The sequence below is a fragment of the Ferrovibrio sp. GW821-FHT12E11 genome, from assembly GCF_058806975.1.
In genome coordinates this window covers 3,548,813-3,573,996 of record NZ_JBXAQG010000001.1, presented here as the reverse complement: position 1 = coordinate 3,573,996, position 25,184 = coordinate 3,548,813, and the positions used below count along the sequence as shown (strand labels likewise).

The 25,184-nt window shown below is 63.4% G+C and carries 19 protein-coding genes; 8 read left to right on the top strand and 11 right to left on the bottom strand.

The genetic code is table 11. The annotated features are described in order from the left end of the window. Positions 1-113: 113 nt before the first annotated feature. The 4 genes from curA to AC1ROT_RS17690 all read left to right on the top strand — a co-directional run bounded on the left by curA (position 114) and on the right by AC1ROT_RS17690 (position 5,832). Positions 114-1,124 carry an NADPH-dependent curcumin/dihydrocurcumin reductase gene (curA, locus tag AC1ROT_RS17705; RefSeq protein ID WP_493000571.1) on the top strand — a complete coding sequence of 337 codons (1,011 nt, stop codon included), beginning with the start codon at positions 114-116 and terminating at the stop codon, positions 1,122-1,124. 49 nt (positions 1,125-1,173) lie between these two features. Beyond that, entirely contained in the window at positions 1,174-2,160 is a 987-nt protein-coding gene (locus AC1ROT_RS17700) for a Bug family tripartite tricarboxylate transporter substrate binding protein (protein ID WP_493000569.1), read from the top strand. Positions 2,161-2,278: 118 nt separating this feature from the next. Beyond that, on the top strand, positions 2,279-3,352 hold the full coding sequence (locus tag AC1ROT_RS17695) for an NAD(P)H-dependent flavin oxidoreductase (protein ID WP_493000568.1): 1,074 nt from the start codon (positions 2,279-2,281) through the stop codon (positions 3,350-3,352). Positions 3,353-3,435: 83 nt separating this feature from the next. Beyond that, positions 3,436-5,832 carry an SIR2 family protein gene (locus AC1ROT_RS17690; protein ID WP_493000567.1) on the top strand — a complete coding sequence of 799 codons (2,397 nt, stop codon included), beginning with the start codon at positions 3,436-3,438 and terminating at the stop codon, positions 5,830-5,832. Between the two features lie 42 nt (positions 5,833-5,874). Here the strand turns inward: AC1ROT_RS17690 and AC1ROT_RS17685 are convergent, their stop codons facing one another. The 6 genes from AC1ROT_RS17685 to AC1ROT_RS17660 form a co-directional block, all read right to left on the bottom strand. Further along, on the bottom strand, positions 5,875-7,053 hold the full coding sequence (locus AC1ROT_RS17685) for a nicotinate phosphoribosyltransferase (protein ID WP_492971238.1): 1,179 nt from the start codon (positions 7,051-7,053) through the stop codon (positions 5,875-5,877). Then, positions 7,037-8,425 (bottom strand): class II 3-deoxy-7-phosphoheptulonate synthase, encoded by a 1,389-nt coding sequence (locus tag AC1ROT_RS17680; RefSeq protein WP_492971239.1) that lies wholly within the window; start codon positions 8,423-8,425, stop codon positions 7,037-7,039. Before AC1ROT_RS17680 ends, AC1ROT_RS17685 begins: the two co-directional genes overlap by 17 nt. Before the next feature lie 184 nt (positions 8,426-8,609). After that, a complete protein-coding gene (locus AC1ROT_RS17675) occupies positions 8,610-9,287 on the bottom strand; it encodes an acetyltransferase (RefSeq protein ID WP_492971240.1) in 678 nt (225 codons plus the stop codon). After that, the gene (locus AC1ROT_RS17670; RefSeq protein WP_493000565.1) at positions 9,284-10,798 is read right to left on the bottom strand and encodes a glycosyltransferase; all 1,515 of its coding nucleotides are present in this window, start codon (positions 10,796-10,798) and stop codon (positions 9,284-9,286) included. The genes AC1ROT_RS17675 and AC1ROT_RS17670 overlap by 4 nt, the downstream gene beginning before the upstream one ends. 66 nt (positions 10,799-10,864) lie before the next feature. After that, positions 10,865-11,629, bottom strand: a complete 765-nt coding sequence (locus tag AC1ROT_RS17665) for a hypothetical protein (RefSeq protein ID WP_493000563.1) — start codon at positions 11,627-11,629, stop codon at positions 10,865-10,867. A 12-nt stretch (positions 11,630-11,641) separates the two neighbouring features. After that, the gene (locus tag AC1ROT_RS17660) at positions 11,642-13,051 is read right to left on the bottom strand and encodes an FAD-binding oxidoreductase (RefSeq protein ID WP_492971243.1); all 1,410 of its coding nucleotides are present in this window, start codon (positions 13,049-13,051) and stop codon (positions 11,642-11,644) included. Between the two features lie 156 nt (positions 13,052-13,207). On the opposite strand from AC1ROT_RS17660, the gene AC1ROT_RS17655 reads away from it, so the two are divergent. Continuing rightward, positions 13,208-15,553, top strand: coding sequence for an ATP-dependent helicase (locus AC1ROT_RS17655; RefSeq protein ID WP_493000561.1), 2,346 nt, complete (start codon positions 13,208-13,210; stop codon positions 15,551-15,553). Between the two features lie 8 nt (positions 15,554-15,561). Beyond that, positions 15,562-16,458, top strand: a complete 897-nt coding sequence (locus AC1ROT_RS17650) for a 50S ribosomal protein L11 methyltransferase (protein ID WP_493000559.1) — start codon at positions 15,562-15,564, stop codon at positions 16,456-16,458. 58 nt (positions 16,459-16,516) lie between these two features. Here AC1ROT_RS17650 and AC1ROT_RS17645 read toward each other — a convergent pair whose 3' ends face one another. Together AC1ROT_RS17645 and AC1ROT_RS17640 are read right to left on the bottom strand one after the other, a co-directional pair. Beyond that, positions 16,517-17,017: a DUF1127 domain-containing protein gene (locus tag AC1ROT_RS17645; protein WP_493000557.1), complete on the bottom strand. Its 501-nt coding sequence runs from the start codon at positions 17,015-17,017 to the stop codon at positions 16,517-16,519. A gap of 381 nt (positions 17,018-17,398) precedes the next feature. Beyond that, positions 17,399-17,752, bottom strand: a complete 354-nt coding sequence (locus tag AC1ROT_RS17640) for a DUF1127 domain-containing protein (RefSeq protein ID WP_492971247.1) — start codon at positions 17,750-17,752, stop codon at positions 17,399-17,401. Between the two features lie 197 nt (positions 17,753-17,949). On the opposite strand from AC1ROT_RS17640, the gene AC1ROT_RS17635 reads away from it, so the two are divergent. Further along, positions 17,950-19,953: a M24 family metallopeptidase gene (locus tag AC1ROT_RS17635; protein WP_493000555.1), complete on the top strand. Its 2,004-nt coding sequence runs from the start codon at positions 17,950-17,952 to the stop codon at positions 19,951-19,953. Positions 19,954-19,990: 37 nt separating this feature from the next. Continuing rightward, complete coding sequence (locus AC1ROT_RS17630) at positions 19,991-20,692, top strand: ribonuclease activity regulator RraA (RefSeq protein WP_493000553.1); 702 nt, start codon at positions 19,991-19,993, stop codon at positions 20,690-20,692. On the opposite strand, the gene AC1ROT_RS17625 is transcribed toward AC1ROT_RS17630, so the two are convergent. The 3 genes from AC1ROT_RS17625 to recN are packed head-to-tail and all read right to left on the bottom strand — an operon-like array spanning position 20,689 to position 25,170. Then, the gene (locus AC1ROT_RS17625; RefSeq protein WP_492971250.1) at positions 20,689-21,375 is read right to left on the bottom strand and encodes a 3'-5' exonuclease; all 687 of its coding nucleotides are present in this window, start codon (positions 21,373-21,375) and stop codon (positions 20,689-20,691) included. The genes AC1ROT_RS17630 and AC1ROT_RS17625 overlap by 4 nt on opposite strands. A gap of 4 nt (positions 21,376-21,379) precedes the next feature. Continuing rightward, a complete protein-coding gene (ligA, locus tag AC1ROT_RS17620) occupies positions 21,380-23,485 on the bottom strand; it encodes an NAD-dependent DNA ligase LigA (RefSeq protein ID WP_493000551.1) in 2,106 nt (701 codons plus the stop codon). 2 nt (positions 23,486-23,487) lie between these two features. After that, positions 23,488-25,170 (bottom strand): DNA repair protein RecN, encoded by a 1,683-nt coding sequence (gene recN, locus AC1ROT_RS17615; RefSeq protein WP_493000549.1) that lies wholly within the window; start codon positions 25,168-25,170, stop codon positions 23,488-23,490. Between the last annotated feature and the right edge of the window lie 14 nt (positions 25,171-25,184).

Below are 25,184 nucleotides of genomic sequence, written 5' to 3'. Positions count from 1 at the left end.
ATGGCTTTCAGGACCGATACTTAACCCTACGGCAGGCTTATCTCAAGCCGGGCGCCAGTTTACAGTGGCCGCCAAGGGATTAGATAGCCCGTACAGACGCCAGGGAGGCCTCAATGTCCGCGAAAAATACTCAAGTTCTGATGAAACAGCACCCCAAGGGCGCCGTGACCGAGGCCGATTTCGAGATCGTCCAGCGCGACATCCCGAAACCCGGTCCGGACCAGGTTCTGATCCGCAACGTCTATCTCTCGCTCGACCCCTATATGCGCGGCCGCATGGATGCCGTGCGCAGTTACGCGGCGCATCTCAATCCGGGCGACATGATGGGCGGCGGCACGGTCGGCCAGGTGATCGAGAGCAATGTCGAGAAGCTGCCGGTTGGCACCTATGTGAACGGCATGCTGGGCTGGCAGGGTTATGCGGTGGCCAAGGCCAACGAGCTGCGCGTGCTCGATCCCAAGGTGGCGCCGATCTCGACCGCCTTGGGCGTGCTGGGCATGCCGGGCTGCACGGCGCATTACGGCCTGATGGAAATCGGCGCGCCCAAGGCGGGCGAGACCGTCGTCGTCTCGGCCGCTTCCGGCGCGGTCGGCGCCGTGGTCGGCCAGGTCGCCAAGATCAAGGGCTGCCGCGTGGTCGGCATCGCCGGCGGCAAGGACAAATGCGACTACGTGGTCAACGAGCTCGGCTTCGATGCCTGCATCGACTACAAGGCGCCGGACATGCAGGCGGCCTTCAAGGCGGCGACGCCCGACCGCGTCGATGTGTATTTTGAGAATGTCGGCGGTGAAATCATGGAAATGGTGTTCAACCGGCTGAACGGCTTTGCCCGCGTCGCCATCTGCGGCCTGATCTCGCAGTATAACGGCCAGCCCTATCCCTTCACCGGTATGCGCCACATTCTCGTAAACCGTGCAAAGGTGCAGGGCTTCATCATCTCCGAGCATATGCCCTACTGGCCCGGCGCGATCACGGAGATGGCCGGCTGGATCAAGCAGGGCAAGCTGAAATACAAGGAAGACATCGCCGAAGGGCTGGAGAATGCGCCCAAGGCTTTCATCGGGCTGCTCTCGGGCAAGAATTTCGGCAAGCAGCTGGTGCGCATCGCGCCGGAATCCCTGTAATCTTGCTGCCAAGCGTTTTTGAAAAAAGCCGTTTCGCGGAGGAAAATCCATGTTCAATCGTCGCCAGTTCATCGAACTCGCGGGTAGCGCCGCCGCCGTTGCGCTGCTGCCGCAGTTTGCGTTTGGTCAGGTCTGGAATCCGGGCAAGCCGGTCACCGTCGTCGTGCCCTATCCGGCTGGCGGACCGACCGACAGCCTGGCCCGCCTGGTCAGCCAGGAAATGGCCAAGGAGCTGGGCCAGACCATCGTGGTGGAAAACGTGCCCGGCGGCGCCGGCGCCATCGGATCTTTGCGCGTGGCGCGCGGCCCGGCCGACGGCAGCGTGCTGATCGCCACCACCAACCAGACCCATGCCACCAACATCTCGCTGCTGCCCAATGGCGGCGGCTACGATCCGGTGAAGGACTTCGCGCCGATCGCCCTGCTGGCCGACCTGCAGCATATCCTGGTGGTGAAGAACGACCTGCCGGTGAAGTCCGTGGCCGAGCTGCTGGCGCTGGCGAAGAAAGACCCCGGCAAGATCAACTGCGGCTCGACCGGTCAGGGCTCGGCCTCGCATCTGACGCTCGAGCTGTTCAAGTCCAAGGCCGGCGTCAACATGACCCATGTGCCTTACAAGGGTTCGGCGCCGCTACTGCAGGACCTGCTGGGTGGCCATGTGGATTGCAGCTTCGCGACGACTCCCACGGTGCTGGGCCAGATCCAGGCCGGCAAGCTGCGTGCGATTGCAGTCGCCTCGCCCAAGCGCTCGCCGCATCTTCCTGAATTGCCGACCATTGCAGAAGCCGGTGTGAAGGGCGTGGAGGCCGATGCCTGGCTCGGCTTCTTCGCGCCCGCCGGCGTGCCGGAAGCCGGCCTCGCCCGCTATCGCCAACTGGTGCTCAACGTCATGAAGAGCGATGCCGTGCGCGCCACCTTCATGAGCCAGGGCATGGCGGTGAATGTGAAGGACCACACCGCCTTTGCCGCCTTCCTGCAGGACGACATCAAGCGCTGGGCGGAAGTGATCAAGACCGCCGACGTGAAGCCGGAATAACCGGCTCACCCTGCAGAACCGACAGCGCCGCCGGGAGCAATTCCGGCGGCGTTTTTCATAGGCGGGCCGACCGGCTTGCGCCTAGGATGGCGGCAAGAAACTGCCCCGGAGGAAACCCATGACCGTCTGGCCCGACCGACGCATTCTGGATCTATTCGGCATCGACCTGCCGATCCTGCAGGCGCCGATGGCCGGCGCCAGCACGCCGCAGATGGCGATTGCCGTCTGCGAGGCCGGCGGGCTGGGCGCGATGCCCTGCGCCATGCTGAGCCATGAGCAGGCGCGCACGGCGCTCGACATCATCCGCCAGGCCACGAGCAAACCGCTCAACCTGAATTTCTTCTGCCACAGGCCGGCGGCACCGGACCCGGCGCGGCTGCAGGCCTGGCGCGCCAGGCTGGCGCCCTATTACCGCGAATTCGGTCTGGATACGGAAGCACCGCTGCCGGCGACCGGGCGCGCGCCGTTCGACGATGCCTTCTGCCAGCTGGTCGAACGCTACAGGCCGGAAGTCGTGAGTTTCCATTTCGGCCTGCCGCCGCAGCCGCTGCTGGACCGCGTGAAGGCCACCGGCGCGAAAGTGATCGCCTCGGCGACCACGGTGGAGGAAGCCGTCTGGCTGGAACAGCAGGGCTGCGACGCGATCATCGCCATGGGGCTGGAAGCCGGCGGCCATCGCGGCAATTTCCTCTCCATGGACATGTCGCAGCAGATCGGGCTGTTCGCGCTGCTGCCGCAGGTGGTGGATGCGGTGAAGCTTCCGGTGATCGCCGCCGGCGGCATCAGCGATGCGCGCGGCATCGTCGCCGCCCTGGCACTGGGGGCATCGGCCGTGCAGATCGGCACGGCCTACCTGCTCAGCCCGGAAGCCACCATCGCGCCCTATCACAAGGCCGCGCTGAAGAGCGCGCCGAGCGACGCCACCGCGCTCACCAATCTTTTCACCGGGCGTCCGGCGCGCGGCATCATGAACCGGCTGATGCGCGAGCAGGGTCCGCTGTCGCCAGATGCGCCGGCCTTCCCCACCGCCGGCAGCGCGCTGGCGCCGATCCGGGCCAAGCTGGAGCCGGCCGGCAATGGCGAGTTCAGCAACCAGTGGTCGGGCCAGGCGGCGCGGCTGGCCGTGGAACTGCCGGCCGGCGAGCTGACCCGCAGGCTGGCCTCGGAAGCGCTGGCGAAACTGAAGCGCTAGAAGCATATCTGTATTAAATAGCATTTGCCCAAACAACAACCATAAGTAATCATAATCCTCGGGTAGGGCTCTGGGGGTTACATATGACAATCTCACTGCAAGCTTTGGCCGGATTCATCAATCCAGCCAATACGTCGCTTCTTTTCGGAGCGGGCGCCTCAATGCCTTCCGGAGCACCCTCGGGCGCTGAGCTAGCTACGCTTCTGTGGAAAGAAGTTGCAAAGAGTGAATCACAAAGCAACGACCTTATTGAAACTACATCAATACTTGAACGTCGATATGGCCGTCGCGGTGTTATAGATGTTATCGCCGCAAGACTTGAACAACTTCGACCGACCGGGGGCATACTCACTCTTCCACATTTCCCCTGGCGTGCAATTTATTCGACTAATTTTGATCGACTTATTGAGAAATCATACAAACGCGCAGGCATTGAGTTAGTATCAATTAGGTCGAATTACGACTTCACATATTCAGAAAATGCAATTGGCACTCGTCTATACAAAATACATGGCTGTGTAACTCAAGACACGTCGCTAGGTAATAAAGCAGCGATGATCTTAACGGAGAAAGATTACGCAGAGCATGAGAACTATAGACAAACACTGTTTGCAAGACTCGGAGCGGATTTACTAACTGGCGACGTGCTGGTCGTAGGGCAATCATTAAGAGACAAACATCTCCGCGACTTAGTTCATAAAGCCCTCGATGTAAAAACACACAATGGAGCACCAGGTAGAATCTATGTGTTAGTTTATGACAATGACGATCTTCGAGCGCCCCTACTAGAAGATCGCGGTGCTCGGATTGCATTTGGCGGCATCGACGAACTTATGCACGCCATATCTTCTGGACATACCTCCGCTCCAAAAGGTGAAGCGGACACCTCGGAATTTTTATCGCTCGAACTCCAGCCGATAGTAGTTGATGCGAATGCACATTCCAGCTTCACGCCCAATGTGAAGCGAATGTTCTATGGCGCCTCAGCTTCATACGCAGACATAAAATCTGGAGCTACGTTTGAACGCTCCGCAGAGATAAATGCCTTTAGCTCATTAGTAGCTGGCGTATCGAAAACTATCATTGTTGTAGGATCGGCAGGCGTTGGAAAGACAACATTAGCCCGGCGTTTATTATATAGAGCAAATGAATCCAGCATCCCGGCTTGGGAGCATCGCAATGATTTTAGCTTCCATCATCAACCATGGTTGGCTGTAGAAGCAAAATTACGGTCAGCGGGAAAAACAGGCATCCTCCTGATAGACGAATGCACGCACTTTATGCGCCAAGTCAACAGCTTGGTCGACCAGCTATCCAATATTGAGAAACCTGCGCTTCGTATAGTTTTAACAGCCAACGCTGCTCAATGGGCACCACGCATAAAGAGTGCCGCCCTTTATTCAGATGGCCAGACAATTGAGTTGAGCCGCCTTGATATTCCAGAAATCAACTCGCTAATCAATTTACTAGACCACAATACCGATGTTGCGACGCTGGCAAGCCCAGAATTTCGCAGCCTTAATAGAACTCAGCAGCAAGCAGCTCTGCGGCTGAAATGCAGTTCTGATATGTTTGTTTGTTTAAAAAATATTTTTGGAAACGAAAGTCTAGATACAATTCTTCTTCAGGAATACGACCAATTAGACCCGCAACTTCAAGAATACTATCGTTACGTCGCTGCCCTAGAATCAGTCGGCACTAAAGTTCATAGGCAACTAATTATTAGAATGCTCAATATATCTCCTGCTTTCGTCGGAAAAATTTTGGAAGGCTTATCCGGAATCGTCGATGAATACGATATTTCAGAACAGAATGGCTTGTATGGTTGGTCCACTCGACATTTGGTGATAGCCAGGAAAATCGCTGATTACAAATTCTCAAGCGTTGACGAAATTCTCAAGCTATTTGCAAAAATTGTAGAAAACATTAACCCAGCCGTCCCGTTGGAGCTAAAGAGCATTCGAGACATTTGCGATACTGATTTCGGGATCGGCCGGTTGGCAGATGCAGAGGCGAGAAAAAAATTCTACCGGAGACTTATTGAGATTGCCCCAGCAGAAAGAATTCCGTGGCATCGCTTAATTCGCGAAACTTTGAATGATGGAACAACTGAAGAAGTTGAGCATCTCATAAGGAGTGCCGAGGAGGCTGTAGGACCTGATGCACCCTTGGGAAGATTCAAAGTACGCTTGTTAGTCGCCAGATCCGAACGTACAGAAGGAATTTCGGAAAACGATAGAGTGGCGCTGTTGCGTAAAGCCTATGAACTTGCTCTGTCAAATACCGAGCGCTATAGGATGGACAAATTCAGCTACAATGCTCTTTGCGAAGTCGCCGCAAAGATAGTGAGCAAAGGTGAAAGCTCATATCTTCTTGATGAAGCGATAAATTTAATGCGTGAAGCTTCAGAAAGAATTCTTGATCCAGAAATGACAAGAAAAATCAAAATGTACGAAGACGTCCGCTCTCGTGTCCGGTAGAGTTGACGTTCAGGCAGTCGGGCGGTCTTCTCTACTGAGTCGCTAACGGCGCAGCAGGAACTCGCGGCCGACCTTGACGCTGGGCGCGCCGTCATAGGCGACGATATCGGCGGTGGCATAGGTCTCCACCCAGCTATCGGGCAGATACGAGCCGGTGCCGACAATATCGATCGGCGCCGAGACGCTGGCCATCACCTTGCACTTCGCCGCGTTGAAACCGCTTGAGGCCACGATCTTCACGTTGAAGAAGCCGGCGCGGTCGAGCGTCGAGCGCATGTGATAGATGGCCGCAGCCGAGACGCCGGTGCCGACCAGCCAGCGCAGCTCATGCTCGGTGCGGTACTGGCGGATGGCGTTGGGCACATGGCGTTCCAGCACGGCGTAAGACGCCTGCGGATCGAGGCCTTCGATATAGCGGCCGCCATGGGTATCAAGGCGAACAGCAAGGCGGCCTTCATTGGCAGCCTCGGGGAAGCGGTTGCACACCGCCAGCGCGTCGGTGACTTCCTGGCCGTAATAGTCGACCAGCACGGTCATCTGCTCGCCGGGGAAAGTCTCGGCATAAAGCTCGGCGGCACGCAAGGTCGAGCCGGCATAGCCGATCAGGGCATGCGGCATGGTGCCGAAGCCCTTCTCGTTGCCGAAGTAATGCGCGGTGGCATCGGTGGCATTGCCGATGAAACCGGCCGCGCCGACATCGCGCCGCGCCGCCTTGCCGCCGACCGAGGCGGCATAGGCCATCATCTCGGCCATCTCGGCGCCGGCGCAATGGCGCGCATCCATGGCGAGGAAGCGCACATTGGGCAGATCGCAGCACATGGAATAGGCGTTGTAGGCGGCGACGCAGGTGGCGCCCAGCTTCTGCAGGTAGATGGTTTCCAGATCGACCAGCTGCGCCATCGCACCGGTGAGATACAGCAGCGGCTCGCCGGCGCCGACCCAGGTGCCTTCCTCATGCAGCAGCTCGATGCCGAATTTCACGCCGCGGGCCGCCGCCACCTTCTCAAGCCATTCGACAACCAGTCTTGGGCAGAAGATGACAGGCCTGCGCATGAAGACCGCATAGGTGACGGTCTTGTCGCCGGTCTGCTGGACGATTTCCTTGGTCTTCTTGAAATAGGTGTCGGTATGCGCCGCGATCTGGCGCTCCAGCTCGGCCGCCTGGGCCGGCGGCACGAGCTGGGTCACATCAGAGGCCTTGGTCTCAGGCTTGTGCGGCATGGCGCTGGCTGCCCCGGTTCATGCGTTCGAGCTTCAGCATCTCGGCAATCAGGAAAGCCAGTTCCAGCGACTGCGAGGCATTGAGCCGCGGGTCGCAATGGGTGTGGTAGCGGCTGGACAGGTCGTCGTCGCCGATCGCCTGGGCGCCGCCCATGCATTCGGTGACATCCTGGCCGGTCAGCTCCAGGTGGATACCGCCGGCATGGGTGCCTTCGGCGAGATGGACTTCGAAGAACTGGCGCACTTCCGACAGGATGCGGTCGAACGGCCGCGTCTTGTAGCCCGAGGTGGAGGTGAGCGTGTTGCCGTGCATCGGGTCGCAGGACCAGACCACGCTGCGGCCTTCCTGCGCGACCTTGCGCACCAGCGCCGGCAGATGCTTCTGCACCTTCTCATGGCCCATACGGGCGATGAGGGTGAGACGGCCGGGCCGGTTCTGCGGGTTCAGGATATCGATCAGGCGGATCAGCTCGTCCGGATCGGACGTCGGGCCGCATTTCAGGCCGATGGGATTCAGCACGCCGCGCAGGAATTCCACATGGGCGCCATCGAGCTGGCGGGTGCGGTCGCCGATCCACAGCATATGCGCCGAGGTATCGACCCATTCGCCCGAGGTCGAGTCCACGCGGGTCATCGCCTGCTCGTAGCCGAGCAGCAGGGCCTCGTGGCTGGTGTAGAAATCGACGGTGCGCATTTCCGGCGTGCGCTCCGGCGTGATGCCGCAGGCCTCCATGAAATCCAGCGTCTCGGTGATGCGGGCCGCCACATCCTGCCAGCGTTCGGCTTCCGGGCTTTTCGCCACGAAGCCGAGATTCCAGCCGTGCACGCGATGCAGGTCGGCATAGCCGCCCGAGGCGAAGGCGCGCAGCAGGTTCAGGGTCGCGGCGGCCTGGCTGTAGGCCTGCACCTGACGCATCGGATCCGGCACGCGGTTGGCGGTGTCGAAATCCATGCCGTTGATGATGTCGCCGCGATAGCTCGGCAACTCGACATCGCCGCGCTTCTCGGTATCGGACGAACGCGGCTTGGCGAACTGGCCGGCCAGACGGCCGACCTTTACCACCGGCAGCGCCGCGCCGAAGGTGAGGACGACGGCCATCTGCAACAGGACGCGGAAGGTGTCGCGGATATTGTTGGCGCTGAATTCGGCAAAGCTCTCGGCGCAGTCGCCGCCCTGCAGCAGGAAGGCGCGGCCCTCGGCCACCTTGGCCAGGCCGGCGGTCAGATTGCGTGCCTCGCCGGCGAAGACCAGCGGCGGATATTTCGACAGCTTCTCCTCGGCAGCGGCCAAGGCGGCTGCATCGGGGTAATCCGGCACCTGCCGGATCGGTTTGCTGCGCCAGCTATCCGGCGACCATTTCCGCGCACTCATGGGGTCCTCAGGGGCTAACTGCTTCGTAGGCTTACAAGTTTTGGATCAGGCTAGAATAGAGCCCGGGGCGACGCTTTTCCAGCCGCCCGCGCGAAGACCGGGTATTTCACAGCCAAAGCAAGGCCATCCGGGCGGAAAGCCCAGATGCGGCAAGCCTTTGCCGGGCCGGATTCAGGCCAGGAGATCAGGCCGGCTGCGGGTCCCTGGGCTTGAGCGGCCTGGCCGGATTGCCGGCCACGGTGCTGTGGGCGGCCACATCCTTGACCACCACGGAGGCCATGCCGACCAGGGCGCTTTCACCGATCTTGATATAGGGCCGGATCGCCGCGGCGCCGCCGATGAAGGCGTTGCGGCCGATCTTCACGAAGCCCAGCACGGTGATGCCCGACGACAGCGTGGCGAAATCGCCCACCGAGGAGTGATGGTTGATGACGGTGTTCTGCAGGATGATGACGTGATCGCCGATGGTGGCCTCGGCGCAGATCACGCTGTTGGCCATGATCGCAGTGCCGGCGCCGACCTTGCAGTTCGGCGAGACGGTGGCGGTCGGGTGGATGATGGTCTCGTATTTCGCCGCCGGAATCTTGGCGCGCTTGTTCACATCGGGCTTCTTGGTGTAGCTCGCGGCGCTGGCGATGCCGTTGATGAACTGGCAGTCGCCGAACTTGTGCGCATCGGCGATCTTGCCCAGCACCGGATAACCCAGCACCTTCTTGCCCTTGTTGGCCGGAATGTCGTCGAGGAAACCGCGCAGGTCGTAGACCTGGCCGCGAAGCGAACGACGGTTGATCTCGTCGACGGCGTCGAGGATCGACAGCGAATTGCCGCCGGCGCCGAGGATGACTAACGGAATCGGTTTCATGCTGCACCCGCCTCGGGTTTTTTCAGGTCTGTCAGAATCTGCATGAAGCGCCGCCCCATGCCATCGGAATCGGTGAGGTAGCGGCGATAATACGCATTGCCCGCCGCCCCCACCGCCTTGCGGAAATCAGGCTCGCGCGCCAGCCGGCCGGCGGTGGCGACATAGTCGTCGGCATCCTGCGCATAAAGCAAGGGCGCGCGGCCGTCATCGCCTGGTGACAGCAGCCGGCGAATCTCGTCGGCCGCCGCGCCGCCCTGCTGCAGGGGCCGCAGGAAATGCATGCCATACTGGGTTTCCGGCGCGGCATAGGACAGGAAGGCCGTCCCCGCCTCCAGCGCCTGGATGCCGGTGAGGCCGCAGCCGAAGGGAAAGCTTTCGAGAAAGACATCGAGCACGCGGGCGTACATGGGTGTATCGACCCAGCCGACGAAATGGCAGCGGTCGGCCACGCCACCCTGATCGAAATGACCCTGGATGGCCTGCAGCCGCTCGCGCCCGGTCCACAGGAAGCCGGCCTGCGGATTCTCACGCAGGATGCGCACCACCGCATCGAGGAAGGGCACGGCATTCATCTTCTCGGTGCGCGCCAGGGTGCCGAACAGCACATCATGCTGGGCGAAGCGCGCCCGTGTCGCCGCCACCTTGGCCGGATCGACCGCGCCCGACGGCTTCGACATCATGAAGGGCACCACCTGCCAGCTTTCGCCGTGCAGCACGCGCGTTTGTTCCGACCAGGCGCCATAGGTGATGAAGCCGTCGATTTCGGGAATCTGGAAGGGATGGAATTTCAGCGTCCAGAACACCTGCACCGGCGCCAGCTTCATCGCCATCGCATAGGGCGCCGTGGCCGGCGCCGAGACCCAGACGAAATGGCTGACGCCTTCGGCATCCATATGCCGCCGCAACCACTGCATTTTGGCGGCAAAGCCTTTCGGTGCATCCGGCTGGCGGTCGATATTGACGATCTGCGCGCCGGTCTGCTGCACCAGCGCATCCAGTTTATCGGCACCGCCTTCGAGGACATAGACGATGGGCGCGTCATGCCAGGGCAGGCCCTGGGGGCGATGCTTCAGCAGTTCGAGCATCGCCTCGGTATGACCCAGCACATGTTCGGCATAAAGCAGGAAGACAGTGCGCCAGGGCTTTGCCGCGCTCGGCGGCCAGAGCGGACGCGGCAGGGCAGCATCCTGCTGGCGACGACCGAAAGCTACCGTCGGACCGAGCCAGGACTGGAAGCAGGCCCGCGCATGGGTCTCGGTCTCGATCTTCTTGACGAAGCGGTTGTAGAGCATGAGCTGCAGGCTGGCGACCAGATCGGGCGTGGCACGGCCGAGCTGGATTCCCTGCGCCATCAGCTGCACCAGATGGTCGCGCACCTTGGCCGCCTGCTCATGTTCGCCGTAATCATGCGCCAGCCCGCCGAGCGTGAGCAGCGCATCCAGATTGCCCGGCTGCCGGTTCACGGCCTCGACGGCGGCAGCCAGATCGGGTGGCAGGTTTGCCTGGGTCATCGGCGGCAGACGGAATCAGGGGACACTATCATCCGGCGACCATGCCCGGACGGCCTAAAAAAAGCCTTAACCCTGCGCCGGCTCTGCCGGTTTTGCGCTCATGATGCCGCGATACTTGCGCTGCACCGGCCAGACATGCGGCACCAGCTTCTGCCGCTCGGCCAGCAGCAGGATGGCGCTGTCGGGTGGCGGCGTGAAGCGGTTCACCGGTTCGAGCTTGGTGGTCTTGTAGCCGATGCGCGGATTGCCGGTCACGCCCAGCAAGGTGTCGATACGGAAGCCGTTGTCGCCCAGATAATCGGGATAGACGGTGGGCGAGAAATTCCAGAAGCCGTGATTGGTGCGGGTCAGCGGTGCCGAATGCACCAGATAGCCGCCCGTGGCCACCGCATCGCAGACATTGCGGAAAGCCTGTCCGACATTGAAGCAATGCTCGCAGGTGCCCGGATCGATCACGATATCGAACCGGCCGCGCATGTCTTCGGGCAGCGGTTCGTTCAGGTCGACGATGCGTTCCATGCCGCGATGCACAGCCACATCGGAAACCACCACATCGACGCCGAGCGCGTTGAACAAACTGATCGAGTCATAGAATGGCCCGGTCCAGACATCTGACAGGCCGTGCCATTTGAGAATCCTGGCCGCATCGGTGCGCACGCCAAGGCCGGCCACCAGCACCGGATCGAACATCTTCTGCAGGATGTCCTGCGGCACCAGCAGGTCGGGATAGCCGAAGGTCAGCGCCTGCAGCCTTGCCTCCGCGCCAAGCCGGGCGCGGCGATGCTGCATGGCCTGGGTCGCCAGGGCGAGCGAGAGATAGGTCAGCGCCATGGTCGCAGCGGATCAGATGCTGAAGATCTTGCCCGGATTCATCAGGTTGTCGGGATCGAGCGCCTTCTTGATGGCGCGCATCACCGCCACCGCCTCGCCATGCTCGGCGGTCAGATACTTCATCTTGCCGCGCCCGATGCCGTGCTCGCCGGTGCAGGTGCCTTCCATGCGGAGTGCGCGATGCACCAGGCGCTCGCTGAAGGCTTCGACGGTCTCGACTTCCTTGGCATTGCTGCGGTCGACCACCACCGAGAGATGGAAGTTGCCGTCGCCGACATGGCCGACCAGCGGCGCCGTCAGCCCGGTCTTCACCACGTCTTCCTTGGTTTCCAGAATGCATTCGGTCAGGCGCGAAATCGGCACGCAGACATCGGTGGCCATGATCTCGCAGCCCTTGCGCAGCGCCTTGCAGGCATAGGCCGCATTGTGGCGTGCCTCCCACATCTTGGCGCGCTCTTCCGCCTTGGTCGCCCACCGGAAGCCTTCGCCGCCATGTTCGGAGGCAATGCCCTGCACCATCTCGGCCTGCTCGGCCACGCCGGCCTCGGAGCCGTGGAATTCCAGCATCAGCATATTCTGCACCGGCAGGTCGAGCTTGGAATACTTGTTGATCGCATCGGCCTGCACGTCATCCAGCAGTTCGATGCGGGCGACCGGAATGCCGGCCTGGATGGTCTGGATCACGCTGTTGACTGCGCCTTCCAGGGTGGCGAACGAACAGGTGGCCGCCGCCATCGCCTCAGGGATACCGTACAGCTTCACGGTGATTTCGGTGATGATGCCGAGCGTGCCTTCCGAGCCGACATACAGCCGCGTCAGGTCGTAGCCGGCGGCCGACTTCTTGGCGCGCTTCGATGTGCGGATGATGCGGCCATCGGCGGTCACCACCGTCAACGCCAGCACATTCTCGCGCATGGTGCCGTAGCGCACGGCATTGGTGCCGCTGGCGCGGGTGGAGACCATGCCGCCGATCGAGGCATCGGCGCCCGGATCGATCGGGAAGAACAGGCCGGTGTCGCGCAGGTATTCGTTGAGCTGCTTCCGGCGCACGCCAGGCTGCACGACAACGTCCAGGTCTTCGGCATTGACCTTCAGCACCTGGTTCATCTGCATGAGGTCGACGGTCACGCCACCCTGCACAGCGGTGACATGGCCTTCCAGCGAGGTGCCGGCGCCATAGGGAATAATCGGCAGGCCATGGGCGGCGCAGATCTTCACGACCTCGGCCACCTCTTCGGTGTTGCGCGGGAACACCACCGCGTCGGGCGGCAGCGGCGTCGCCCAGGACTCGTCGCGGCCATGCTGGTCGCGCACCGCCTGCGCCGTGCTGAACCGGTCGCCCAGAAGCTGCTTCAGTGCGGCAAGCGCCGCTTCAGTGGCGGCGGGGGTCAGACGAGGCTGGGCGGCAGCAACGGGGGCCATGGCGTATTCTCCTTGGAATACCAATAGAGGTAGCGCTTTGTCGCACCCATAGCAATTGGCGGACCATGACCGGCGGGCAGCGAAATACGCAGGCTTATGCTGCACTGCATGGGCGGCGGGGTGGTCAGCCCTGCCCGCTTACGCTATGTAGGCGACATGTCCGCCGACCCCTTCGATCTCTCCGGATTCGAGCCGGAAAATAGTCCTGAACCGAATGACCCGGTGACCGCCGCAGCGATGCCGGCGCCCGACTGGCTGACCAAGCTGAACGAGGCCCAGAGCGAGGCGGCCAATCATCTGGATGGGCCGTTACTGGTGCTGGCTGGCGCCGGCACCGGCAAGACCCGCGTGCTGGTCTCGCGGCTGGCGCATATCCTGTATCGCCGGCTGGCCTGGCCGAGCCAGATCCTGGCCGTCACCTTCACCAACAAGGCCGCCCGCGAAATGCGCGAGCGCGTGGAAAAGCTGGTCGGCAATGCGGTCGAGGGCCTGTGGCTCGGCACCTTCCACGGCATCTGCAACCGCATCCTGCGCCGCCATGCCGAACTGGTGGGCCTGAAGCCGAATTTCACCATCCTGGACGACGACGACCAGCTGCGGCTGCTCAAGCAGCTGATCGAGGCGGAAGGCCTGGACGACAAGCAGCTGCCGCCGCGCATGCTGAAAGGCCAGTTCGACCGCTGGAAGGATCGCGGCTATGTGCCGGGCAAGATTCCCGAGAGCGAGACCGGCTTCGCCGAAGGCCGCGGTGCCAAGCTTTACGCCTTCTACTGCCAGCGCCTGCTGCAGCTCAATGCCTGCGACTTCGGCGACCTGCTGCTGCATAACCTGACGCTGTTCCGCGAGCATGCCGAGGTGCTGCAGAAATACCAGCACCAGTTCCGCTACATCCTGGTCGACGAATACCAGGACACCAACGTGGCGCAGTATCTGTGGCTGCGGCTGCTGGCGCAGACGCACAAGAATATCTGCTGCGTCGGCGATGACGACCAGTCGATCTATGGCTGGCGCGGCGCCGAGGTCGGCAACATCTTGCGTTTCGAGCAGGATTTCCCCGGCGCAAAAATCGTGCGGCTGGAACGCAACTACCGCTCGACGCCGCATATTCTCGGCGCCGCATCTGGCCTGATCGCCCATAACGAAAGCCGGCTGGGCAAGACGCTGTGGACCGACCTGAACGAGGGCGATAAGGTCGTCGTGCAGGGCGTGTGGGATGGCGACGAGGAAGCCCGGCTGGTGGGCGAGGAAATCGAAACGCTGGAACGCGCCAAGGTGTCGCTGAACCAGATGGCGATCCTGGTGCGCGCCGGCCACCAGACCCGCGCGTTTGAGGAACGCTTCCTCACCATCGGCGTGAAATACCGTGTCGTCGGCGGCCTGCGCTTCTACGAACGCCGCGAAATCCGCGATGCCATCGCCTATCTGCGCGTGCTGATGCAGCCCGATGACGATCTGGCCTTCGAGCGCATCGTCAACCTGCCCAAGCGCGGCCTGGGCGAAAGCACCATGCAGACCCTGCACAAGCTGGCGCGCGCGGCGCAGAAATCCCTGACCGCCACGCTGCAGGACCTGCTGCAGACCGACGAGATCAAGCCCAAGCAGCGCAACACCCTGCGCAAGCTGCTGGAGGATTTCGAACGCTGGCGCCGGCAGGCCGCCGAGCTGCCCCATACGGAAGTGGCGCAGATCGTGCTGGAAGAATCCGGCTATATCCAGATGTGGCAGGACGACAAGTCGCCCGAGGCACCCGGCCGGCTGGAAAACCTGAAAGAGCTGATCGGCGCGCTCGGCGAATTCGAGAATTTTGCCGGCTTCCTCGATCACGTTGCGCTGGTGATGGACACCGAGAATAACGAAGACGCCGAGATGGTCAGTCTGATGACCCTGCATGCGGCGAAGGGCCTGGAATTCGACCATGTCTTCCTGCCCGGCTGGGAGGAAGAGCTGTTTCCCAGCCGCCGCTCGCTGGAAAACAACGGCGTCGCCGGCCTGGAGGAAGAACGTCGCCTCGCCTATGTCGGCCTGACCCGCGCCCGCAAGCGCGCGCAGATCACCTTTGCCGCCAACCGCCGCATCTACAATCAATGGACCAGTGCGATCCCGTCGCGCTTCCTGGATGAGCTGCCGCGCGAGCATGTCGATCAGCGCGCCCAGCCCGGCCTGTATCGCGGCGCCCAGGGCATTGGCTATATCGGCGGCGGCTTCAGCGAAGAGGCCGCGGCCACGCGCAGCAGCTACCAGGGCACCAGCTGGGATTTCTCGCGCAAGAAGACGCCCAACATGATCAAGGGTGGTGTGATCGAAGGCCGGGCCCGCCGCATCAGTGACGACGACGTGGTGCAGCGCAGCCCCGATGACACCGGCTTCAATGTGGGCGACCGCGTCTTCCATCTGAAATTCGGCTACGGCAAGATCCGCAGCATGGATGGCAACAAGCTGGTGGTCGGCTTTGAAAAGGCCGGTGAGAAGCGCGTCATCTCCTCCTTCGTCGAGAAAGCCTGACCGCCTGCATGCCTGTCTCTCCTGAATTCTGGTCGGCCGAACTGGACGTGCCAGTCGATCTGGTCGCCGCCGCCGAAGAGTTGCTGGGCGAGGCCGGCCTGGCCGTGTCGTCCTATGAAGTGCCCAGGCCCGGCCTGGCGATGAGCCCGGACTGGCGCGTGCAGGTGCTGTTCGACGCACCGCCGGATCAGAAAGACTGGCGCCGCCGCCTGAAGGAGATCGCCGCCGGGCTCGGAATCGCAGCCACCATCCGCTTCGGGCATCTGCCGGCCAATGACTGGGTGCGCCATACCAACAAGCTGAACGCGCCGATCCATGCCGGGCGGTTCTTCCTCTATGGCGCCCATGACGCGGATGCGATTCCGCCGGGCAGTCTCAGCATCCTGCTGGATGCCGGGCTGGCCTTTGGCACCGGGCGCGCGCCCTCCACCTTCGGCTGCCTGCTGGCCATCGCCGATCTCTGCCGCGTGCAGCCGCCGGCGCGCATGCTGGACATGGGCACCGGATCGGGCGTGCTGGCGATGGCTGCGGCGAAAGCCGGCGCCAAGCAGATCGTCGCCGCCGATATCGATCCGGTGGCGGTGGATGTGACGCGCGACAATGTGAAGCTGAACGGACTGAGCGCCCGTATCGCGGCGCTGACGGCGAGCCGTCCGGAGGATCCCCGGCTGACGGCGCGCGGGCCTTACGATCTGGTGGTGGCGAATATCCTGGCCGAGCCGCTGTGCCATATGGCGACGGGCCTGAGCCGGCTGGTGGCCGCAGGCGGCCATCTGGTGCTCTCCGGCCTGCTGGCCAGGGAAGAGCGCCTGATCGTCGCCCGTTACCGGGCGACGGGTCTCACCCTTGCGCGGCGAATCCCGCGCGAAGGCTGGCACACACTCGTCTTCAAGCGCCGCGCTTAACACGCGGGCGGTGCCTTCAAGCGCCGCGCCTGATCGCGCGGCGCCGCATCGTCGCCGCTTAAGCGGCGACGACCTGCTTCTGCTTCAGCACCTGGACCTTGGCTTCGCCGGCATTCTCGTTCGACGGCTCGCCACGATACATCTCGCCGGCAACCGCCGCCGGAATATCCGAACGGCTCAGACCCATGTCATGCAAGGTGCGATCGTCCAGGCCGCGCAGTTCGGCTTCGGCGGCAGCACGCTGCCACAGGGCCGAAATCTGCTCCGAGACCGAAGCGATCAGATTGCCGAGCGACTGGCCGACCAGCGCGAGGCGAACGTCTTTCGCCGGCACGCCAAGCGCCAGCAGGTCGGCGCGGCTGAAATCGGACAGGGTGCTGACCGGCTTGGACGGACCGAACACGGCCTTCCAGGCCCGCGTCAGGCCAAGCGCAATGATACGGGCGCGGGCGCGACGGGCCTCACGCTCGAGCTGCACATAGTCCGTCAGGCCGAGATACAGATGCGGCAGGCTGTTGATGGTGGTGGGGGTAATCTGTGTAGCGCGCGGGGTTTGCATGGCTATCTCCTTCACGTTGGAAAAGCCGCCCCGGGTGTTCCTCAGCCAGACCTTGCATTCTTAAAGTACGTCAGTGTGGCTGACCCAAATATTGCACTGCGTCATTTACTTTGCAAGTGCAATATTGTTAAATTTTTGAACAAAATCAATTATGTATATTTTTTGATCCGCTGCCTAATATTTCCGCCTGCTGATTAATCAGTCCGAAAAACCAGATTCTGTTGCAGCTATGCATCAGTGGAATGACGGCAGACAATAAAAAAAGGCGCGGCCGAAGCCGCGCCTTTTGCCTGATCGATACCGGGTCGCGTCATCCCCACGGGGGGAGGAGGACTTCGGGGACGGACTGCGCCCCGGCTCGATCAGAAAACGTTAAAAACCTTAGGCGGCTTCGCGCGGCACCAAGCGGGTCACGGTCGCGGTGTTTTCGTTCACCGCGGCGACCAGCGGGCGCTCGATCAGGCCGGCCACGGCGGCCGGGATCTGCGAGCGGTTGAGGCCAATGTCACGCAACATGGCGTCGTCGAGGCCGTTCAGCTCGTGCATCGCGCGCTGCTGGGCCAGATGGGCCTTCACGCGGCTGCTGGTGCCCTTCAGGGCGGTCCAGGCACGATAGACGAGGTCGGCAATGGCTTCGGCGCGAATACGACGCGCGTAAGCTTCAACCTCGGCCTGAGTCAGCGGGCTCAGGTTAGCGGGATAGCCGAAAGCGGTCTGGTTGCGCAGGGTGGTCATGGTAGTCTCTCCGTTCTGGTGGTCCGGGCAGTCATTGCATCGCGGCCACGTCGAGAATATTGCACTGCATCCTTTAAAAATCAATGACTTAGCTATGTATTGTTTGCCTACGCAGTATTGCAGAAAACGCATAGCTCGATCTGGACTCCGGGCCCGGAGGGCTCCATAATTCCAATGACACAGCAACGGGTTAGACCATGACGCTGCACCACCCTGCCCCGCTTTCCACCCTCCTCGCGGGCCTGCCCGAATCACTGGCCGGCTGGCTGCGCGGCATCGCCGCCGCCCCTGTGGTCTTCGGCGGATTCCCCGGCCTAACCCTGCTGCCGGCCGATACCGCCCTGCCCCGCGACAAGGCCGCCGGCCTCGTGGCCGAACTGGCCGCGCGCTATGCCGCCGCCATCGAGGACCGCGCCGCCGTGGCCCCACGCCTGGCCAGCTTACGCGCCGAACTGGCCCACCGAGGCCTCGCCGGCCTGATCGTGCCGCTGACCGACGAATACCAGAGCGAATATGTGCCGCTGCGCGCCCGGCGCCTGAGCTGGCTCAGCGGCTTCACCGGTTCGGCCGGTCTGGCCATCGTGCTGACCGACAAGGCCGCCGTCTGGAGCGATGGTCGCTACACCCTGCAGCTGGCCGCCCAGGTGGATGGTGCGCTGTTCGAGCGCCTGCATGTCACCGACGAACCCGCCAGCGCCTGGCTGAAGGCCAACCTGAAGGCCGGCGACAAGCTGGCCTATGATCCCTGGCTGCATACCGAAGGCAGCGTGAAGGGCTTTGCCGCCGCCTGCGAGGCCATTGGCGCCGCACTGGTGCCGGCCGAGAGCAATCCCATCGATACGGTCTGGACCGACCAGCCGCCGCCGCCGCTGGGTCCCGTCCGCGTGCAGGACCTGACGCTGGCCGGCCGCAGCCCGCAAGACAAGCGCAGCGAGATCGCCGCCGGCGTGAAACAGCGCAAGGCCGATGCCGTGGTGCTGACCCTGCCGGAATCGATTGCCTGGCTGCTCAATATCCGTGGCAGCGATGTGCCGCATACGCCCCTTCCACTTTCCATGGCGATCCTTCACAACGATGGCGCCGTCGATCTTTATATCGACAGCCGCAAGCTGGATGTCGAAGTGCGCAAACACCTTGGCGATGTGCGGCTGCACGATGCCTCGGCCTTTGCGCCGGCGCTGACCGCGCTGGGCGAAGCCCGCAAGACCGTGCAGGTCGATCCGGCCACCAGTGGCAGTTATGTGCTACAGCGCCTGGAAGCCGCCGGCGCGACGCTGCTGCGTGCCGACGATCCCTGCCTGCTGCCGAAAGCCTGCAAGACCGACGCCGAGCTGGAGGGCACCCGCGCCGCCCATCGCCGCGACGGCGCCGCGGTGAGCAAGTTCCTCGCCTGGCTGGATGCAGAATCGATGAAGGGCGAGCTCGATGAACTGAAGGCTGCCGACAAGCTGCAGAGCTTCCGCCGCCTGTCGAACGAGCTGCGCGACCTCTCCTTCTCCACCATTTCGGGCGCTGGCCCGAATGGCGCCATCGTGCATTACCGGGTGACGGCGGCGACCAACAAGCCGTTCGTGCGCAACAGCCTCTACCTGGTCGATTCCGGCGGCCAGTATCCCGACGGCACCACCGACATCACCCGCACGGTGGCGGTGGGCGAACCGACCGAAGAGATGCGCGACCGCTTCACCCGCGTGCTGCGCGGTCATATCGCCCTGGCGACCGCGAAATTCCCCGATGGCACTTCGGGCCAGCAACTGGATGCGCTGGCGCGCAAGCCGCTGTGGGAGATCGGGCTGGATTACGACCATGGCACCGGCCATGGCGTCGGCAGCTATCTCTCGGTGCATGAAGGTCCGCAGCGCATCGCCAAGCTTGGCACTGCCGTGCCTCTCCAACCAGGGATGATCGTCTCCAACGAGCCGGGCTATTACAAGACCGGCGCCTATGGCATCCGCATCGAGAATCTGGTCGCTGTGCGCGTGGAAACCGAGAAGGCCGAGAACGGCAAGCGCTGGCTCGGCTTCGAGACCCTGACGCGCGCGCCGCTGGACCGCCGCCTGATCCTGCTCGACCTGCTGACGCCGGCCGAGGTCGGCTGGATCGATGCCTATCACGCCCTGGTCTGGCAGGAGATCGCACCGCTGGTGGACGATGCCACGCGCGCCTGGATGAAGCAGGCGACGGCCCCTCTGGGGGCATAAACGCTGGGCGCGTAAAAATAACCGGGAGAGAAACACGATGCTGGATGCACGGATCAAGGCGGCGCTGGAACTGGTGACCACCGCAACGCTCACCACGGTTCTGCTGAAAAAGGGCCTGCGCAATGTCTGGCTGCGTGGCGCCAAGCCGCTCACGCCGCAAAGCAAGCGCATTGTCGGCGAGGCCTTTACGCTGCGCTTCGTGCCGGCGCGCGAGGATCTGGCGACGCCGGCCAGCTGGGCCTCGCCGCGCTCGACCCGCGGCGCCATCGAGGACATGCCGGAGGGCTGCATTGCTGTGGTGGATGCCATGGGCATCACCGATGCCGGCATCTTCGGCGACATCCTCTGCGCCAGAATGCAGAAGCGTGGTGTGGCTGCATTGGTGACCGACGGCGTGGTGCGCGATGCCGCCGGCGTGATCGGCACCGGCCTGCCTGTCTGGTGCGACGGTGTCGCCGCACCGCCGTCCGTGGCCGGCCTGACCTTTGTGAACTGGCAGGAACCGATCGGCTGCGGCGGCGTTGCCGTCTATCCCGGCGATGTGATCGTGCTGGATGCCGATGGCGCCGTGCTGATCCCGCAGGCGCTGGTCATCGAGGTGGCGGCGGAATCGGTGGAGCAAGAGAAACTTGAGACATGGATCATGGGCGAAGTCGACAAGGGCCTCGCCCTGCCCGGCCTCTATCCGCCCAATGCCGAAACCAAGGCGCGCTACGAAGCCGACATGAAGAAGGGCTAGAGCCGCCGCAGCCAGGCCGGCCCGCGCTGGCGCCGGAAACCGGCACGGTCGCTCAGCGTCGAGCAGGCTTCGTGATAGCCCGGCTCAAGCCGGCCGGCGCGGATGCTCCAGCGCGACAGCGCATCGGTCAGGCTGGGAGCTTCGGCTTCTGCTGTGGCGCGGATGGCGATGCCGGCGCAGGCGGCGGCGTCGCTGTCGGCGGCATGATGGACCAGCTCCAGCCCCAGATGCCCGGCCACGGTCGGCAGCTTGTGATTCTCCAGCTGCGGCCAGGCGGCGCGCGCGATCTTCACCGTGCAGAGATAGGACAGCGTCGGCTGCGCCAGGCCGTAATGCCGGAGCGCGCCGCGCAGCACGCCGATATCGAAGGGCGCGTTATGGGCCAGCAGCAGCGGCGTGGCTTCCAGATGCGGCAGCAGTTCGTCCCAGATGGCGGGGAATTCCGGCTCGTCTTCCACCTGATGCGGCTCGATGCCATGGATGGCGACATGCCAGGGATTGAAGCGCATGTCATGGGGCCGCACCAGGCGATGCGCCGTATGGCTCACCTGCCCTTCGCTGATCCAGGCCAGGCCGATGGAACAGATGCTGCCGGCCGATGCGTTGGCCGTCTCGAAATCCAGCGCGATAGCACTGGCGCCTGCGGTGTCGGCAAGCGGTGGAATCTGCCGCTGTTGCAGCATCGGCTCAGCCGCCGATCAGGTTGAGCCAGTCGTCTTCGCTCAAGACGGCGACGCCATGCTTCTGCGCCTCGGCCAGCTTGCTGCCGGCGCCCGGCCCGGCCACCAGATAGTCGGTCTTCTTCGAGACCGAGCCGGCCACCTTGGCGCCGAGCGCCAGCGCCCGCGCCTTGGCCTCGTCGCGGGTGAATTTTTCGAGCGAGCCGGTAAACACCACCGTCTTGCCGGCCACAGCGGAATCCGTCGCCGGTTTCTCGGGCGGCACCACCTCGGTCAGTTCCTGCAGCAGATGCTCGATCACCTGCCGGCTCTGCTTGCGGGTGGCAAAGGCAAGGATGGCCTCGGCCACCACATCGCCCATCTTGTCGATGCTGTTGAGGTCACCCCAGGCTTCGCCATGGCGATCCTGCGCGGCGTCCATAGCCTCCAGCCATTTCTGCGGTGTTTCGTAATGCATGGCCACCAGACGGGCGCGTTCCTGACCGACATGACGGATGCCGAGCGCAAACAGGAAACGGTCAAACCCGATGATGCGGCGCTGGTCGATCGACCGGATCAGGTTATCGACCGAGGTATCGCCATAGCCTTCCTTCTTGCGCAACTCGGCGGCGTGCTTCTTCGGCAACCTGAAAATATCGGACGGTTCCTTGACCCAGCCCCATTCGTAGAAAGCGGCGATCTGCTTCTCGCCGATACCTTCGATATCGAAGGCATTGCGCGAGACGAAATGGCGCAGCCCTTCTGTCGCCTGGGCCGGGCAGCTGATGCCGCCGGTGCAGCGGCGGCGCACATCCGCCTCGCCGGCGGCATCCACCTCGCGTTCGGCCGGCTGGCCGCAGACCGGACATCTGGTCGGGAATTCGAAGGCCGCCGCGCCCTTCGGGCGTTTTTCCAGCACAACGCCGACCACCTGCGGGATGACGTCGCCGGCACGCTGGATGATCACCGTGTCGCCGATGCGCACATCCTTGCGCTGGATTTCGTCCTCGTTATGCAGCGTGGCATTCGAGACCAGAACGCCGCCGACATTCACCGGCTTCAGCTTGGCCACCGGGGTGAGCGTGCCGGTGCGGCCGACCTGGATGTCGATATTTTCCAGAATCGTCTGCGCCTGCTCGGCGGGGAATTTATGGGCGATGGCCCAACGCGGGCTACGGCTGACAAAGCCGAGCCGCTCCTGCCAGTCGAGGCGGTCGACCTTGTAGACCACGCCATCGATATCGAAGGCGAGTTTGGCACGCCTCGCCGCGATGTCGTTGTAATAGGCCATCAGGTCGGCAACGCTGTGGCAGGCCACGACGTCGGGATTGAGCGTGAAGCCCCAGCCGTCGAGCTTCTTGCGCACATCGCCGAGCGTCCCCGTGAAGGGCTCGGAGACCTCGCCCCAGGAATAGCCGAAGAAACGCAGCGGGCGTTTTTCCGTGATTTTCGGATCGAGCTGGCGCAGGGAGCCGGCGGCGGCATTGCGCGGATTGGCGAAGATCTTCTGGCCCGCCGCTTCCTGAGCTTCGTTCAGCTTCAGGAAATCGGCGCGCGTCATATAGACCTCGCCGCGCACTTCCAGCACATCAGGCCAGCCCTTGCCGCTTAACCGATGCGGCACGTCCTGCTTCAGGGTGCGGATATTGGCAGTGATATCCTCGCCTTCCTGGCCGTCGCCGCGGGTGGCGGCACGCACCAGTTCGCCACCCTCGTAACGCAGGGACGCGGAAAGGCCGTCGATCTTGGGTTCGGCGATCAGGGTGAGATCGTCGCCCTCTTTCAGGTTGAGGAAGCGGCGGATACGGCCGAGGAAATCGGCGACATCCTCTTCGGCAAAGGCATTGTCGAGCGACAGCATCGGTTTGCTGTGCCGCACCTTGGCAAACCCTGCCGCCGGTGCCGCGCCGACGCGACTGGAGACGCCCAGCATGGTCTTCAGATCGGGGAACTGCGCCTCGATCTCCAGCAGGCGCTTTTTCAGCGCGTCGTATTCGGCATCGGTGATGCTGGGCGCATCCTGCTGGTGGTAGCGCGTGTCATGGGCGGCGATCTCTTCTTCCAGCCGGGCATGTTCCAGCTTGGCCTGACGCGGGCTGAGGTCCGTCACAGGCTTTTCGCGCTGGCGACTCATGCTCAGGCGTCCTGGCCGGCCAGCAGACTGTCGGCGGCGGCGCGGGCCGCATCGGTGATGGTGGCGCCGGCGAGCATGCGGGCGATTTCCTCGCGGCGGTCGCCGGCATTGAGCGGCGCCACTTCGGTGAGCGTGGTGCGGTTCTTGGCATTGCCGGCCTCGCGCTTGGCGATACGCCAGTGCTGGTCGCCCCGCGCCGCCACCTGCGGCGAGTGGGTGACGACGAGCACCTGCACCTTTTCCGCCAGCATGGCCAGCCGCTGGCCCACGGCGGCAGCCGTGGCGCCGCCGACACCGCGATCCACCTCGTCGAAGATCAGCGTGCCGGCCGAGCCGCGACCGGCAAGCACTACGCGCAACGCCAGCATGAAGCGGCTGAGTTCGCCGCCCGATGCGATCTTGGCCAGCGAGCCCGGCGCGGTGCCGGGATTGGTGGAGGCCAGGAACTGCACGCGGTCGGCGCCCTCCGGGCTCCAGTGTTCAGGCGGCAGGGCTTCGACCGCGATGGAGAATTTCGCCGCGCCGAGTTTGAGCGGGCTGAGTTCCGCCGCCACGGCCTTGTCGAGTTTGGTGGCCGCCTTGCGCCGCGCCGCCGAGATCGCCTCGGCTTTCGCCTGGTAGGCAGCCTTCGCCGCCGTGGCGGCTTTTTCCAGCTTGCCCAGCGAGGCGGCGGTATTGTCGATCAGGTTCAACCGCTCGACATACTGTTCGGTCAGCGCCGGCAGCGCATCGACGGCGACATTATGCTTGCGCGCGGCAGCGCGCAGCGCGAACAGCCGCTCTTCCACGCGCTCCAGCTTCTGCGGATCGAGATCGAGGTCGCGCGCGGTCTGGTCCAGCAGCGCCGCCAACTCGCCGGCCTGCACCAGAACCTGGTCGGCCAGCGTCACCACCGGATCGAGCTTGCCCGCCGCCTTGTCGGCCACGCGCTCCAGCGCACGCAGGCAGGCGCGCAGGCGGGCATCGACGCCGCCGCCCTGTTCTAATGCGCTTTGCGCTTCCTGCATTGCTACCGCGAGCTTCTCGCCCGACTGCATCAGGCTGCGCTGGGCCGCCAGTTCGGCATCCTCGCCCGGCTGCGGCTTCAGGCCTTCCAGCTCGGCCACCACATGACGCAGGAAATCTTCCTCGCGGCGTGCCTGCTCGGCGGTCTGGCGCGCCGTCACCAGCGCGGTCTCGGCCTCGCGCATGGCCTGATGCGCCTCGCGCAGGCCGGCCACGTCCTTTTCCAGCCCGGCATAATCATCGAGCAGGGCGCGATGGATGGTGACATCGGTCAGGCCCTGCTCGTCATTCTGGCCGTGGATTTCCACCAGCGTGTCGCCGATGCGGCGCAGCAACGCGACGCTGACCGCCTGGTCGTTGACGAAGGCGCGGCTCTTGCCGTCCTGGCCGACCACGCGGCGCAGCACCAGCTCCTCGGCGCCTTCCAGCGCCTGTTCCGAGAGGATGCCATGCACAGGATGTTTCGCCGGCAGGTCGAAGCTGGCCGTTACCACGCCCTGCGCAGCGCCGCTGCGCACCAGTGCCGCATCGGCGCGACGGCCGAGCACCAGACCCAGCGCATCGAGCAGGATCGACTTGCCGGCACCGGTTTCGCCGGTGAGCACGCCAAGTCCGGACTCGCAGGCGAGATCAAGTTTCTCGATCAGGACAATGTCGCGGACGCCGAGACTGGTCAGCATGAATGAGCCCGCGG